Source organism: Streptomyces sp. NPDC101132, from assembly GCF_044759225.1.
GTDB lineage: Bacteria > Actinomycetota > Actinomycetes > Streptomycetales > Streptomycetaceae > Streptomyces.
This window is the reverse complement of the sequence record NZ_JBIVYX010000003.1, coordinates 407,469-421,528: the sequence shown is the minus strand read 5'-3', so window position 1 is coordinate 421,528 and position 14,060 is coordinate 407,469. Positions and strand designations below refer to the sequence as shown.

Genomic DNA, 14,060 nt, shown 5'->3' with positions numbered 1-14,060 from the left:
GCCCCCGCGCCCGCGACCGCGACCGGCCGTCCTGACGATCCGTCCGCCCGTCGGGGTTCAGGACGGGTGGCGGCTGGGTAAGGAGAAGGTGTCGCGTGAGTCAGAAGCCGGGCCCGACCTCCCCGCCAGGGGGCCGGGCCCGGTTCGCGTCGTACGCCGGTCAGCGCGCCCCGTAGACCGGCTGCGGCGGCTCCGCCGCGGCCAGCAGCTTCGCCGCCGCCTCCCCCGCCTCGGCCGGGGTCCAGCGGGCGCCCCTGTCCGCGGTGGGTCCCGGCCGCCAGCCCTCCATCACGGTGATCCGGCCCCCCTCGGCCTCGAAGACCCGTCCGGTCACCCCCGCGGAGGCTGCCGAACCCAGCCAGACCACCAGCGGCGAGACGTTCTCCGGTGCCATCGCATCGAACTCCCCCTCCCCCGGCGCCGCCATGGTCCCGGCGAAGGTCTGCTCGGTCATCCGGGTCCTGGCGGCCGGGGCGATGGCGTTGACCTGGACGCCGTACCGGCCCATCTCGGCGGCCGAGACCAGCGTGAGGCCGATGATCCCGGCCTTGGCGGCGCTGTAGTTGCCCTGGCCGACGGAGCCCAGCAGGCCCGCCCCCGAGCTGGTGTTGACCACCCGGGCCGCCGGCACGCGGCCCGCCTTCGCCTCGGCCCGCCAGTGCGCGGCGGCGTGCCGCAGCGGCAGGAAGTGCCCCTTGAGGTGGACCCGCATCACCGCGTCCCAGTCGTCCTCGTCGAGGTTGACCAGCATCCGGTCGCGCAGGAAGCCCGCGTTGTTCACCAGCGTGTCCAGCCGCCCGAAGGACTCCAGGGCGGCCGCGACCAGGGAGGCCGCCCCGGCGTCGGTGGCGATGTCGCCGCCGTGCGCGACGGCCCGGCCGCCCGCGGCCTCGATCTCGGCCACCACCCGGGCGGCGGGGCTCTCCGGGTCCGGCCGCCCGTCCAGGCCCACCCCGAGGTCGTTGACCACCACGCGGGCCCCCTCGGCGGCGAACGCGAGCGCGTGCGCGCGGCCCAGGCCCCGCCCGGCGCCCGTCACGATCACGACCCGGCCTTCACAGATCCCCATGTCACCGCTCCTTGTTGACGGTTGCCGCATCCAGAAACGCGGGGCGCTCGCCGCCCCCGTGCACCAGCAGGCTCGCCCCGCTGACGTAGGCCGCCCGGTCCGAGGCCAGGAAGACCGCCGCCTGGCCCACCTCGTACGGGTCGGCGAGCCGGCCGAGCGGCACGGTCGCGCCGACGGCGGCGACGCCCTGCTCGTCGCCGTAGTGCAGGTGGGCCAGTTCGGTCCGCACCATGCCCAGGACCAGGGAGTTCACCCGCACCTCGGGGGCCCATTCGACGGCCATCGAGCGGGCCAGGTTCTCCAGGCCCGCCTTGGCGGCGCCGTAGGCCGCCGTGCCCGGCGAGGGGCGGGTGCCGCTGACGCTGCCGATCATCACGACGGAGCCGCGGGCCGCGCGCAGGTGCTCGTACGCCGCGAGGGAGGCGGTGAGCGGGGCCGTCAGGTTGAGTTCGAGCACCCGGGCGTGCCGGGCCGCGCCGCCCTCGGCGAGCGGCCGGTGGGGGGTGCCGCCGGCGTTGTTGACCAGGCAGTCCAGGCGGCCGTGGCGGCGTACGGCCTCGGCGAAGAACGTGTCGGCGGCGGCCGGGTCGCGCAGGTCCAGGGGGACGTACTCGGCCGTGCCCGCATCGGTCTCGACCGGGCGGTCGGGCGGTCTGCGGGCGCACACGACGACCTTCGCGCCCGCGTCGAGGAAGGCGCGGGCGATGCCCGCGCCGACGCCCCGGGTTCCGCCGGTGACGACGGTGACCCTCCCGTCGAGCTCCATAGGCTGCTACCTTCCACGCCTAACAAATGTTTGGTGGAAAGGTAGCTGATCCGCTCATGGGTGTCTCCACCTCCAGCCCGGACAAGGGCATCGCCGTCGTCACCGTCGACTTCCCGCCCGTCAACGCGCTGCCCGTCAGCGGCTGGTACGGCCTGGCCGACGCGGTGCGTGCCGCCGGGCGCGACCCCGAGGTCCGCTGCGTGGTCCTGGCCGCCGAGGGCCGGGGCTTCAACGCGGGGGTCGACATCAAGGAGATGCAGCGCGACACCGGACACCAGGCCCTGATCGGCGCCAACCGGGGCTGCTACGAGGCCTTCGCGGCGGTCTACGAGTGCGAGGTCCCGGTGGTGGCCGAGGTGGCCGGCTTCTGCCTCGGCGGCGGCATCGGCCTGGCCGGCAACGCCGACGCCATCGTGGCGAGCGAGGACGCCACCTTCGGCCTGCCCGAGCTGGACCGCGGCGCACTCGGCGCCGCCACCCACCTGGCCCGGCTGGTCCCCCAGCACCTGATGCGGGCGCTGTACTACACGTCCCGCACGGCCACCGCGGCCGAGCTGCACGCCCACGGATCGGTCTGGCGGGTGGTGCCGCGGACGGAGCTGCGGGCGGCGTCGCTGGAACTGGCCGGCGAGATCGCCCGCAAGGACGGCTACCTGATCCGCCTGGCGAAGGCGGCCATCAACGGGATCGACCCGGTGGACGTGCGGCGCAGCTACCGCTTCGAGCAGGGCTTCACCTTCGAGGCCAACCTCAGCGGGGTGGCCGACCGGGTCCGGGACACCTTCGGCGGCAAGGAGAGCTCGTGAGCGACAAGACCATGACCCCGGACGAGGTCGCCGGGCGGCTGTGCAGCGGGATGACGCTCGGGATCGGCGGCTGGGGATCGCGGCGCAAGCCGATGGCCCTGGTCCGGGCCCTGCTGCGGACCTCCGTCACCGACCTCACGGTGATCTCGTACGGCGGGCCCGACGTGGGACTGCTGGCGGCGGCCGGCCGGATCCGCCGGCTGGTCGCGCCCTTCGCGACCCTCGACTCGATCCCGCTGGAGCCGCACTTCCGGGCCGCCCGCGAGTCCGGCGCCTTCGAGCTGACGGAGCTGGACGAGGCGATGTTCATGTGGGGGCTGCACGCGGCCGCCAACCGGCTGCCCTTCCTGCCGGTCCGGGCCGGCCTCGGCTCGGGGGTGATGGAGGTCAACCCGGGCCTGCGGACCGTGGTCTCCCCGTACGAGGACGGCGAGGAGTTCGTCGCCGTGCCCGCGCTGCGGATGGACGCGGCGCTGGTGCACCTCAACCGGGCCGACCGGCTGGGCAACGGCCAGTACCTGGGCCCCGACCCGTACTTCGACGACCTGTTCTGCGAGGCCGCCGACGCCGCGTACGTCTCCTGCGAGCAGCTGGTCGGGACGGCCGAGCTCACCAAGGAGGCGCCGCCGCAGTCGCTGCTGGTCGGCCGGCACAGCGTCACCGGCGTCGTGGAGACGCCGCACGGCGCCCACTTCACCTCCTGCGCCCCCGACTACGGGCGCGACGAGGCCTTCCAGAAGCTGTACGCGACCACGCCCTGGCCGGAGTTCGCCGGGCGCTTCCTGTCCGGCGCGAGCGAGGACGACTACCAGCGGGCCGTGGCGGCCTGGCGCGAGGAGCAGCGATGACGGCGACGACCGTGACCAGGGCCGAATACTGCGTGATCGCCTGCGCGGAGGCCTGGCGCGACAACGGCGAGGTGCTGGCCAGCCCGATGGGTCTGATCCCCTCGATCGGCGCGAAGCTGGCCCGCCGCACCTTCTCGCCCGACCTGCTGCTGACCGACGGCGAGGCGATGCTGGTCCGCGACGACGGGACCGTCGAGGGCTGGCTGCCGTACCGGCGCCACCTGACCATGGTCACCGGCGGGCGGCGGCACGTGATGATGGGCGCCTCGCAGATCGACCGGTACGGCAACCAGAACATCTCCTGCATCGGCGACTGGGCCCGGCCCGCGCGGCAGCTGCTCGGTGTCCGCGGGGCACCGGTGAACACGCTGAACAACCCGGTCAGCTACTGGATCCCGAGGCACTCGCCGCGGGTGTTCGTGGAGCGCGTCGACATGGTCTCGGGCGTCGGCCACGACCGGGCCGCCGCGGCCGGCCCCTCGGCGCTCCGCTTCCACCGCATCCCGCGGGTGGTGACCAACCTCGGCCTGTTCGACTTCGCGACCCCGGACCGGTCCATGCGGCTGGCCGCCCTGCACCCCGGGGTGGACGTGGCCGAGGTCGAGGCGGCGACCGGGTTCGCCCTCGCGGTGCCGGAGGAGGTCCCGTACACCCGGGAGCCCACCGCGGCCGAACTCCGGCTGATCCGCGAGGAGCTGGACCCGCGCGGCGCCCGTGAGCGGGAGGTGCCCGCCTGATGGAGACGGCACTGACCAAGCTCGTGGGGGTCCGGCACCCGGTCGTGCAGACCGGGATGGGCTGGGTGGCCGGACCCCGGCTGGTGTCGGCGGCGGCGAACGCCGGGGCCCTGGGCATCCTGGCCTCGGCGACCATGACCCTGGACCAGCTGCGGTCGGCGGTGCGGGAGGTGAAGTCCCGTACGGAGGAACCCTTCGGGGTCAATCTGCGGGCGGACTCCGGGGACGCCGCCGAGCGGGCCGAGCTGATCATCGCCGAGGGCGTGAGGGTCGCCTCGTTCGCGCTCGCGCCGTCCCGGGAGCTGATCCTGCGGCTGAAGGACGCGGGCGTCGTGGTGGTGCCGTCCGTCGGGGCGCGCCGGCACGCCGAGAAGGTCGCGGCCTGGGGCGCGGACGCGGTGATCGTGCAGGGCGGCGAGGGCGGCGGGCACACCGGCGAGGTGGCCACGACCGTGCTGCTGCCGCAGGTCGTGGACGCGGTGGACATCCCGGTGGTCGCCGCGGGCGGCTTCCACGACGGGCGGGGGCTGGTGGCGGCCCTGGCGTACGGGGCGGCGGGCATCGCGATGGGCACCCGGTTCCTGCTGACCTCGGACTCGACCGTGCCGGACGCGGTCAAGGCCCGCTACCTGGCGGCGGCCGTGAAGGACGTGACCGTCACCACCGCGGTCGACGGGCTGCCGCACCGGATGCTCCGTACCGAGCTGGTCGAGTCGCTGGAGCGGGCGGGCCGCGCGCGGCGGCTGGCCCGGGCGGTCCGGCACGCCGCCGGCTTCCGGCGGATCTCCGGGCTGACCTGGTCGCGGATGGTGCGCGACGGGCTGGCGATGAAGCACGGCAAGGACCTGTCCTGGAGCCAGGTCCTGCTCGCCGCGAACACCCCGATGCTCCTCAAGGCGTCCATGGTCGAGGGCCGTACGGACCTCGGAGTCATGGCATCAGGCCAGGTCGCGGGCGTGATCGAGGATCTGCCTTCGTGTGCGGAACTCGTCCGCCGGGTCATGGCCGAGGCACAGCAGGTGATGGACCAGCTGCCAAGGAGTGACACATGAGCCGTGCTCGAAGAATCCGCCTGGTGACGACCGGAGTTCTGCTCTCCGCGCTCGCCATCGGGCCACTCCCCGTGTCGGCGGCCGCCGCGCCGGGGCCGGCGGCCGCCCACCCGCGCCACGGGGCGTGGGTCGACGAAACGATCCGGCAGATACCCCTCCAGGGTGCGGTGAACGTCCGCGACCTGGGCGGGTACGCGACGTACACCGGCGGCCGGGTGCGGCCGGGGCTGGTGTACCGGGCCGACGCCCTGAGCAGGCTGACCCCGGCGGACACGACCACCGTCGCGGGTCTGGGCCTGACCAGGGCCGTGGACTTCCGCATCCCGATGGAGGTCCAGTACGACGGCGCCGACCGGCTGCCGCCCGGGCTCGCGGTGACCTCGCGCCCGGTGAGCGACCTCGGCCTGTTCGGGACGCTGGTCGGCGTGATCGGCAGCGGCGACCCCGTGAAGCAGGAGCAGATCCTCGGCGGCGGGCGGGCCGAGGCGTACATGCGCGACATCTACCGCACGTTCGTCACGAACCCCGAGAACCGGGCGCAGTTCGCGACGACGCTGCGGGAGATCGCCGACGGCGCGCAGGGGCCGCTGCTGTACCACTGCACGTCCGGGAAGGACCGGACGGGCTGGATGAGCTACGTGCTGCTGCGGGCGCTGGGGGTGCCGGAGTCCTCGGCGGTGCGGGACTACCTCGCGTCGAACACCTTCCGCGGCGCGTACGACGCGAAGGTGCGGGAGGGCCTGAAGCTGTCGGGCCGGATGCAGAACCCGGACCTGCTGATCCCGCTGCAGGAGGTGCGGCAGGACTACCTCGACGCGGCGACGGCGCAGCTGGCCGCCGACTACGGCGACTTCTACGGCTACCTCACGAGGGGGCTGGGCCTGGACCTGCGGACGCTGGCGAAGCTCCAGACCAAGCTGGTCCGCTGACCGCTGACCGCGGGCACGGGTGCGGGTGCGGGATGCCGGTGCCGGGGCGACCGCCCCGGCACCGGCATCCGCCGTTCCGTACGGCGGGCGGGTCAGGCGCCGCCGCGGCGCCGGCCCTGGGTGCCGATCCGGCTGCGGGCGGAGGCGGCGGCAGCGCCGCCGGAGCCGCTCGCGGTGCGGCCGGCGCCGGAGGCGCCCGTACGGCCGGTGCCCGGGGCGCTCGTACGGCCGGTGCCCTGCGCGGCGGAGCGGGTGGCGCCGCCGCCCTGGCGGGCCGGGGCCTGGCCGCCGCCGCCCGAGCCGCCGCGGCGGGTACGGGTGCCGGTGCCCGCGGCCGGGGCGGCGGCCTTGGCCTCGCCCGCCGCGGCGGAGCCGTTCCGGGCGCGGCGCGGGCGGGAGCCGCCGGTGGCCGCGGTGCCCTGGGCGCCGGCCCCGGCGGACCCGCGGGAGCGGCGGGGCTTCTTCGGGGCGGCCGGGGCCTGCGGGGCCGGGACCTCGATGGTGACCGGGACGCCGGAGGGCTCGCGGGCGCCGGTCAGCTCGGCCAGCGCCGCGTCGGAGGACTTGATCTGCGCCGTCTTCGGGGAGATGCCGGCGTCGGACATCAGCCGGGACACCTCCCGCTTCTGGTCCGGCAGGACGAGCGTGACCACGCTGCCGGACTCGCCGGCGCGGGCGGTGCGGCCGCCGCGGTGCAGGTAGTCCTTGTGGTCGGTCGGCGGGTCGACGTTCACGACCAGGTCGAGGTCGTCGATGTGGATGCCGCGGGCGGCCACGTTGGTGGCGACGAGCGCGGTGATCTGCCCGTTCTTGAACCAGTCCAGGGTGCGGTTGCGCTGCGGCTGGGAGCGGCCGCCGTGCAGGCCGGAGGCCCGTACGCCGCTGGCCAGGAGTCGCTTGACCAGCCGGTCCACGGAGCGCTTGGTGTCCAGGAACATGATCACGCGGCCGTCGCGCGCCGCGATGCGGGTGGTGACGGCCTTCTTGTCGGTCTCGTCCATGACGTGGAGCACGTGGTGCTCCATGGTCACGACCGCGCCGGCGGAGGGGTCGACCGAGTGCGTGACCGGGTCCACCAGGAACTGCCGGACCAGCTTGTCGACGTTCTTGTCGAGGGTCGCGGAGAACAGCATCCGCTGGCCGCCCTCCTCGACCTGCTTGAGCAGGGCGGTGACCTGGGGCAGGAAGCCCATGTCGGTCATCTGGTCGGCCTCGTCCAGCACCGTGATCGACACCTGGGCGAGGGTGCAGTCGCCGCGGTCGATGAGGTCCTTCAGCCGGCCGGGGGTGGCGACGAGCACCTCGGCGCCGCGCGCGAGGGCGCTCGCCTGCCGGTTGATCGACATGCCGCCGACGACGGTCGCGATCCGCAGGCTCAGGGAGGTGGCGTACGGGGAGAGGGCGTCGGTGACCTGCTGCGCGAGCTCGCGGGTCGGCACGAGGACCAGCGCGAGCGGCGCCCTGGGGGCGGCGCGGCGGCCGGCCGTACGGGCCAGCAGGGCCAGTCCGAAGGCCAGGGTCTTGCCGGAGCCGGTGCGGCCGCGGCCGAGCAGGTCGCGGCCCGCGAGGGAGTTCGGCAGGGTGGCGGCCTGGATGGGGAACGGCTCGGTGACGCCCTGCGCGGCCAGCGTCTTCAGGAGCGCGGCCGGCATGTCCAGGTCAGCGAAGGACGCGACCGGCGGCAGGGCCGGGGTCAGCGTCTCGGGCATGGTGAAGTCCTGCGGGCGGGTGGCGGGCCGGCGGCCCTTGTCCTGACCCTTCTTCGCGTCCGGCTTCTTCGGCGCGGCCGGGCCGTTCTTCGACGACGACGCGGGGCGCCGGCGGGCGGGACGGCGGGCGGAACGTTCGGAGCTGGAGCTGGTCATGCGGGGGAAGGCCTCCTGAGCCTGGATTTACAGCACAAGCCGGGGCCCGCACCTGGCGGTGCGGGCCCCGGCTCTCGCTCAAAGAACGCGCGGTGGGCGCGTCACTGAGATCAGGCGGGGACGATGTTCTCCGCCTGCGGGCCCTTCTGGCCCTGCGTGACGTCGAAGTTCACGCGCTGGCCCTCCTGGAGCTCACGGAAGCCCTGGGTGGCGATGTTCGAGTAGTGGGCGAAGACGTCGGGGCCGCCGCCGTCCTGCTCGATGAAGCCGAAGCCCTTTTCCGAGTTGAACCACTTCACGGTGCCGGAAGCCATAATGCTCTCCTGATAGGTGAGGGGACCCATCCGGAGTTGCCGGAAAAACAATAAAGCGCCTGCGGATCATTTCCCGTCAGGCGCACATAAAGTTCATGGGTACCACAACTGCAACACCACTACGGTAACACACGCCGGCCGGGGAGCGCTGCCGCGGCCGCCGCCCCGCGGGCAGCGGCCGCCGCACGCGGCCCGGGTCAGAGGCGTTCGACGATGGTGACGTTGGCCTGGCCGCCGCCCTCGCACATGGTCTGCAGGCCGTAGCGGCCGCCGGTGCGCTCCAGCTCGTGCAGCAGGGTGGTCATCAGCTTCACGCCGGTGGCGCCCAGCGGGTGGCCCAGCGCGATCGCGCCGCCGTTGACGTTGACCTTCTCCGGGTCGGCGCCGGTCTCCTTCAGCCAGGCGAGCACCACCGGCGCGAAGGCCTCGTTGATCTCCACCAGGTCCATGTCGCCGATGGACATGCCGGTCTTCTTCAGCGCGTAGGCGGTGGCGGGTATGGGCGCGGACAGCATTCGGATCGGGTCCTCGCCGCGCACCGAGAGGTGGTGGATGCGGGCCCGGGGCGTCAGGCCGTGCTCGGCGACGGCCCGCTCGGAGGCGATGAGCATGGCCGCCGCGCCGTCGGAGACCTGGGAGGAGCAGGCCGCCGTGATGGTGCCGCCCTCCAGCACCGGCCGGAGCCCGGCCATCTTCTCCAGGGTGGTGTCGCGGCGGGGGCCCTCGTCCGTGGTCACGTCGCCGTACGGGACCACCTCGCGCTCGAAGCGGCCCTCGTCGATCGCCCGTACCGCCCGCTGGTGCGAGCGGAGGGCGAACTCCTCCATGTCGCGGCGGGAGATGCCCCACTTCTCGGCGATCAGCTGGGCGCCGTGGAACTGGTTGACGGGCGCGTCGCCGTACCGCGCCCGCCAGCCCGCGCTGCCCAGGTACGGGCCCTCGGTGAGCCCGAGCGGGTCGGCCGCCTGCCGGGAGGCGAACGCGATGGGGATCATCGACATGTTCTGGGTGCCGCCGGCGACCACCAGGTCCTGGGTGCCGGACAGTACGCCCTGCGCGGCGAAGTGCACCGCCTGCTGCGAGGAGCCGCACTGCCGGTCGATGGTCACGCCCGGCACCTCCTCGGGGAGTCCGGCGGCCAGCCAGGCGGTCCGCGCGATGTCCCCGGCCTGCGGCCCCACGGTGTCCAGGCAGCCGAAGACCACGTCCTCGACGGCGGCCGGGTCCACTCCGGAGCGCTCCACCAGGGCCCTCAGCACGTGGGCGCCGAGGTCGGCCGGGTGCACGGCGGCCAGCCCTCCCCTGCGGCGGCCGACGGGGGTGCGGACCGCTTCGACGATGTAGGCCTCGGGCATGGCGGGGGCTCCTTCTCGGATGTGCGCGGGACGGCTTACGTGCGTACGGCGATCCCGTCCAGCACCATCGACAGGTACTGGCGGGCGATCTCCTCGGGGCTGTGCTGTCCGCCGGGCCGGTACCAGGAGGCGGCGACCCAGACGGTGTCGCGGACGAACCGGTAGGTGAGCCGGACGTCGAGGTCGGCCCGGAACACCCGGGCGGCCACCCCGCGCTCCAGCGTCCCGAGCCAGGCCTTCTCGAACTTGACCTGCGACGCGGTGAGGTAGCCGAAGCGGGGCTGGACGGCGAGGTGACGTGACTCCTTCTGGTAGATCGCGACCGCGGCGCGGTGCCGGTCGATCTCGCGGAAGGACTCGGTGACGAGGGCCTCGATGGTCTCGCGGGGGCCGAGCCCGGCGGCGAGCACGGCGTCGTAGCCCTCCCACAGCTCGGTCAGGAAGGCGGAGAGGATCTCGTCCAGCATCGATTCCTTGGAATCGAAGTGGTAGTAGAGGCTGCCGGCGAGCATGCCGGCCTCGTCCGCGATCTTCCGCACGGTGGTGGCGTTGTAGCCCTGCGCGGCGAACACCTCGGCGGCGATGGCGAGGAGTTCGGCACGGCGCTCGGGCGAGGGCGTCATCTGGGACTTCTTCGTGGGCACGCCACCATTCTGGCCCCGGCGGCCGGCCCGCCGGACGCCGCGGGCCCGGCCCGGTGCGGGAACACGCCTAGGCCCGCTGGCTGCTGACGGAGACGGTCTCGCCGGTCATGTACGACGAGTAGCCGCTGGCCAGGAAGACGATCACGTTGGCGACCTCCCAGGGTTCGGCGTAGCGGCCGAAGGCCTCGCGGGCGGTGAGTTCCGCGAGCAGTTCCGGGGTGGTGACCTTCACCAGGTGCGGGTGCATGGCCAGGCTGGGGGCCACGGCGTTCACGCGTACCCCGAACTCCGCGGCCTCCAGGGCGGCGCAGCGGGTGAGGGCCATCACGCCGGCCTTGGCGGCGGCGTAGTGGGCCTGGCCGGTCTGCGCGCGCCAGCCCACCACGGAGGCGTTGTTGACGATCACCCCGCCGCGGCCGGCGTCCCGGAAGGAGCGCAGGGCGGCGCGGGTGCAGCGGAAGGTGCCGTTCAGGGTGACGTCGAGGACCCGGGACCACTGCGCGTCGGTCATGTCGACCAGGTCGGCGGTGCCGCCGAGGCCGGCGTTGTTCACGACCAGGTCGAGGCCGCCGTGGCGTTCCCCGGCGTACGAGAAGAGGGCCTGCACCTGGGTCTCGTCGGTGACGTCGCAGGCCAGGGCGGCGACCCGGTCGGGGCCGAACTCGTCGGCGAGGGCGGCCGCGGATTCCTTGAGGCGGCGCGCGTGCGCGTCGCTGACGACGACGGCGGCGCCCTCCTCAAGGAAGCGGCGCGCGGTGGCCCCGCCGATGCCGGCTCCGGCGGCGGCGGTGATGACGGCGGTCCGGCCGTCGAGGAGGCCGTGGCCCCCCACGTACTCGACGCTGCTCATGGCGGTACGTTAACCTGCCAAACGCTTGTTAGGGAAGCGTGCCCGGGGGGCGTCCCCGGAGGCGTCCGCGCGGCGGTCCGCGCCGCGGTCACGGCAGGGGAAGGGGAGCCGCTGATGGACCTCGCGCACACGGCCGCGGAGGAGGCCTTCCGGGCCGAGGCCCGCGCCTGGCTGGCCGGCCACGTCCCGGACCGGCCGCTGCCCTCGCTGGAGACCGCGGAGGGCTTCGCCGCGCACCGGGAGTGGGAGGCGGAGCTGGCCGCCGGCCGCTGGTCGGTGGTGTCCTGGCCGGAGGAGTTCGGCGGGCGGGGCGTGGACATCGTCCACTGGCTGCTCTTCGAGGAGGAGTACTACGCGGCGGGGGCTCCCGGCCGGGTCTCGCAGAACGGCATCAACCTCCTGGCCCCCACCCTCTTCGACCACGGCACCCCCGAGCAGCGGGCCCGCGTCCTGCCGCCGATGGCCACCGGCGAGGTGATCTGGGCACAGGCGTGGTCCGAGCCGGAGGCCGGCTCCGACCTGGCGTCGCTGCGGTCCCGGGCGGTGCGCACCGGGGGCGGCTGGCTGCTGTACGGGCAGAAGACCTGGTCCTCGCGGGCGGCGTTCGCGGACCGCGCCTTCGGCATCTTCCGCACCGACCCGGACGCGCCCCGGCCCCACCAGGGGCTGACCTACCTGATGTTCGGGCTGTCGGACCCCGGGGTCACGGTGCGGCCGATCGGGCGGCTGGACGGCAAGCCGGCCTTCGCGGAGCTGTTCCTGGACGGGGTGTTCGTGCCGGACGAGGACGTGATCGGCGAGCCGGGGCAGGGCTGGCGGATCGCGATGTCGGCCACCGGCAACGAGCGCGGGCTGACCCTGCGTTCGCCGGGCCGGTTCCTGGCCGCGGCGGACCGGCTGGCCGGGCGCTGGCGGGCCTCGGCGGACCCCGCCGACACGGCGCTGCGCGACCGGGTGGCGGACGCGGTGGTGGGGGCCCGCGCCTACCAGCTGTTCACCTGGGCCGGCGCCTCCCGGTTCAGGGCGGGTTCGGCGATCGGGGCGGAGTCGAGCCTGAACAAGGTCTTCTGGTCCGAGTACGACATCGCCCTCCACGAGACGGCGCTGGACCTGCTGGGCGCGGACGGCGAGCTGGCCGACACCGAGTGGGCCGAGGGGTACGTGTTCTCGCTCGCGGGACCGGTGTACGCGGGCACGAACGAGATCCAGCGCGACATCATCGCCGAGCGGCTGCTCGGCCTGCCGAAGGGCCGCCGCTGATGCGCTTCCTGCCGACGGAGGAGCAGTCCGACTTCGCGCGTTCGCTGGGCACGATGCTGGCGGGCGCGGACGTGCCGGCCGCGGCCCGCGCCTGGGCGGCCGGGGAGCGGGGGCCGGGGCGGGCGCTGTGGGCCCGGCTCGCGGAGCTGGGCGTGTTCGCGCTGGCCGTGCCCGAGGCGTACGAGGGGCTGGGCCCGCTGCCGGTGGAGCTGGCCGTGGCCTTCGTGGAGCTGGGGCGGTACGGGGTGCCGGGCCCGGTGGTGGAGACGGCGGCGGCCGGGGTGCTGCTGGGCGGCGCCGGCGGGGGCGCGGCGAAGCGGTGGCTGCCGGGGGTGGCGGCGGGCGAGTGCGTGGTGACGCTGGCCGGGCCCGGTTCGCCGTACGCCCTGGACGCGGAGGCGGCGGACCTGGTGCTGGTGGCCGGGGACGGCGGGGGGCTGCGGGCGGCGCCGGGGCACGGGCCGGTGCGGGTGTCGGCGGATCCGGTGCGCAGGCTCGCGGAGCCGTCGGCGGGGGGCGAGGAGCTGGGTGCCGCGTCCGGGCCGGTGTGGCTCTGGCCGGCGCTGCTGACCGGGGCGCAGGCGCTGGGCGTGGGTGAGGCGCTGCTGGCCCGCACCGTGGAGTACGTCAAGCAGCGCAGCCAGTTCGGGACGCCGGTGGGCGGCTTCCAGGCGGTCAAGCACCGGCTGGCCGACACGCTGCTGGCCCTGGAGTTCGCCCGGCCGCTGGTGTTCGGGGCGGCCGTGACGCTGTCCCCGCGGGATGTCGCGGGCGCGAAGCTGGCGGCCGGCGAGGCGGCGTACCGGGCCGCCCGCACCGCCCTCCAGCTGCACGGCGCCGTGGGGTACACCGACGAGCTCGACCTCTCCCTCTGGCTGCGCAAGGCGCGCCCCCTGCGCGACGCGTGGGGCGGGCCCGGGGAGTGCCGGGCGCGGGTGCTGGCGTAGGCCCGGCGGCGGGGGGGGCCGGGCGGGAGGGGTGCCCGGCGTCCGGGCCCGCGCGGGGCCCAGGCCTCCCCGGGGGCTGGGGCTTCCCGGGGCTCAGGCCTCCCGGGGCGGTTCGTCGTCGTTGCCGCGGCGCAGTACGTGGCGGCCGGCGCCCGGGTGCCAGGTGGTGATGACCAGTTCGTCGGCGTCGGTGTCGACCGCGATGTGCACCACCTCCGTGAGGTCCGCGCGGAACAGGTGGAAGGGGTGCGGCTCGCCCGTCTCCTCCGCGTACCGGTGCAGCTCGGGCGGGTCGGTGATCTCGACCGCGCGGCCGGAGATGCGTACGTCGCCGTCCGGCATCGTGTCGTCCGGGCCCGGATTGCCGTGCAGCGCGAACCGGGGGTCGCGCCGCAGGTCCAGGGCCTTGCGGGAGCCCGGCATCATGCCGAGCCACAGCTCGCCGCCGCGGATCTCGACGTTCAGCCCGGCCACCCTCGGGGAGCCGTCCGCGCGGAGGGTGGCGAGCACGTGGTGCGGGTACTGCGCGAAGCGGGCCCGCACGGCCGCCGCGAACACGGGTTCTTCCTTCTCGAACACTGCCCAGTTGTTCGTCATGGCCCCATGTAACCGCGCGGC

Annotated in this window: 15 protein-coding genes; 7 read left to right on the top strand and 8 right to left on the bottom strand. The window is 74.6% G+C overall.

The genetic code is table 11. From position 1 onward, the window contains the following. Positions 1-160: 160 nt before the first annotated feature. Together ACIQUR_RS09490 and ACIQUR_RS09485 are read right to left on the bottom strand one after the other, a co-directional pair. The gene (locus tag ACIQUR_RS09490) at positions 161-1,069 is read right to left on the bottom strand and encodes an SDR family oxidoreductase (protein WP_403660882.1); all 909 of its coding nucleotides are present in this window, start codon (positions 1,067-1,069) and stop codon (positions 161-163) included. Position 1,070: 1 nt separating this feature from the next. After that, entirely contained in the window at positions 1,071-1,835 is a 765-nt protein-coding gene (locus ACIQUR_RS09485) for an SDR family oxidoreductase (RefSeq protein WP_403660879.1), read from the bottom strand. A gap of 56 nt (positions 1,836-1,891) precedes the next feature. Between ACIQUR_RS09485 and ACIQUR_RS09480 the strand changes: the two genes are divergently transcribed. From ACIQUR_RS09480 to ACIQUR_RS09460, 5 genes are read left to right on the top strand one after another with little or no spacing between them, the layout of a single operon-like run. After that, entirely contained in the window at positions 1,892-2,641 is a 750-nt protein-coding gene (locus ACIQUR_RS09480) for an enoyl-CoA hydratase family protein (protein WP_403660876.1), read from the top strand. Continuing rightward, a complete protein-coding gene (locus ACIQUR_RS09475; RefSeq protein ID WP_403660873.1) occupies positions 2,638-3,489 on the top strand; it encodes a CoA transferase subunit A in 852 nt (283 codons plus the stop codon). Before ACIQUR_RS09480 ends, ACIQUR_RS09475 begins: the two co-directional genes overlap by 4 nt. Beyond that, the gene (locus tag ACIQUR_RS09470) at positions 3,486-4,226 is read left to right on the top strand and encodes a CoA-transferase subunit beta (RefSeq protein WP_403660870.1); all 741 of its coding nucleotides are present in this window, start codon (positions 3,486-3,488) and stop codon (positions 4,224-4,226) included. The genes ACIQUR_RS09475 and ACIQUR_RS09470 overlap by 4 nt, the downstream gene beginning before the upstream one ends. Next, complete coding sequence (locus ACIQUR_RS09465) at positions 4,226-5,278, top strand: NAD(P)H-dependent flavin oxidoreductase (RefSeq protein ID WP_403660867.1); 1,053 nt, start codon at positions 4,226-4,228, stop codon at positions 5,276-5,278. The genes ACIQUR_RS09470 and ACIQUR_RS09465 overlap by 1 nt, the downstream gene beginning before the upstream one ends. Further along, entirely contained in the window at positions 5,275-6,207 is a 933-nt protein-coding gene (locus ACIQUR_RS09460) for a tyrosine-protein phosphatase (protein WP_403660864.1), read from the top strand. The genes ACIQUR_RS09465 and ACIQUR_RS09460 overlap by 4 nt, the downstream gene beginning before the upstream one ends. A gap of 92 nt (positions 6,208-6,299) precedes the next feature. Here the strand turns inward: ACIQUR_RS09460 and ACIQUR_RS09455 are convergent, their stop codons facing one another. The 5 genes from ACIQUR_RS09455 to ACIQUR_RS09435 form a co-directional block, all read right to left on the bottom strand. Beyond that, positions 6,300-8,072, bottom strand: a complete 1,773-nt coding sequence (locus ACIQUR_RS09455) for a DEAD/DEAH box helicase (protein ID WP_403660861.1) — start codon at positions 8,070-8,072, stop codon at positions 6,300-6,302. 110 nt (positions 8,073-8,182) lie between these two features. Continuing rightward, positions 8,183-8,386 carry a cold-shock protein gene (locus ACIQUR_RS09450; protein ID WP_399939986.1) on the bottom strand — a complete coding sequence of 68 codons (204 nt, stop codon included), beginning with the start codon at positions 8,384-8,386 and terminating at the stop codon, positions 8,183-8,185. A 197-nt stretch (positions 8,387-8,583) separates the two neighbouring features. Further along, complete coding sequence (locus ACIQUR_RS09445; protein ID WP_403660857.1) at positions 8,584-9,741, bottom strand: acetyl-CoA C-acetyltransferase; 1,158 nt, start codon at positions 9,739-9,741, stop codon at positions 8,584-8,586. Between the two features lie 35 nt (positions 9,742-9,776). After that, on the bottom strand, positions 9,777-10,364 hold the full coding sequence (locus ACIQUR_RS09440; RefSeq protein ID WP_403661448.1) for a TetR/AcrR family transcriptional regulator: 588 nt from the start codon (positions 10,362-10,364) through the stop codon (positions 9,777-9,779). 88 nt (positions 10,365-10,452) lie between these two features. Next, complete coding sequence (locus tag ACIQUR_RS09435; RefSeq protein WP_403660854.1) at positions 10,453-11,235, bottom strand: SDR family oxidoreductase; 783 nt, start codon at positions 11,233-11,235, stop codon at positions 10,453-10,455. 114 nt (positions 11,236-11,349) lie between these two features. On the opposite strand from ACIQUR_RS09435, the gene ACIQUR_RS09430 reads away from it, so the two are divergent. Further along, on the top strand, positions 11,350-12,495 hold the full coding sequence (locus ACIQUR_RS09430) for an acyl-CoA dehydrogenase family protein (RefSeq protein WP_403660851.1): 1,146 nt from the start codon (positions 11,350-11,352) through the stop codon (positions 12,493-12,495). After that, complete coding sequence (locus ACIQUR_RS09425; RefSeq protein WP_403660848.1) at positions 12,495-13,442, top strand: acyl-CoA dehydrogenase family protein; 948 nt, start codon at positions 12,495-12,497, stop codon at positions 13,440-13,442. Before ACIQUR_RS09430 ends, ACIQUR_RS09425 begins: the two co-directional genes overlap by 1 nt. 93 nt (positions 13,443-13,535) lie before the next feature. Here the strand turns inward: ACIQUR_RS09425 and ACIQUR_RS09420 are convergent, their stop codons facing one another. Further along, positions 13,536-14,039 carry a pyridoxamine 5'-phosphate oxidase family protein gene (locus tag ACIQUR_RS09420; protein ID WP_403660845.1) on the bottom strand — a complete coding sequence of 168 codons (504 nt, stop codon included), beginning with the start codon at positions 14,037-14,039 and terminating at the stop codon, positions 13,536-13,538. Between the last annotated feature and the right edge of the window lie 21 nt (positions 14,040-14,060).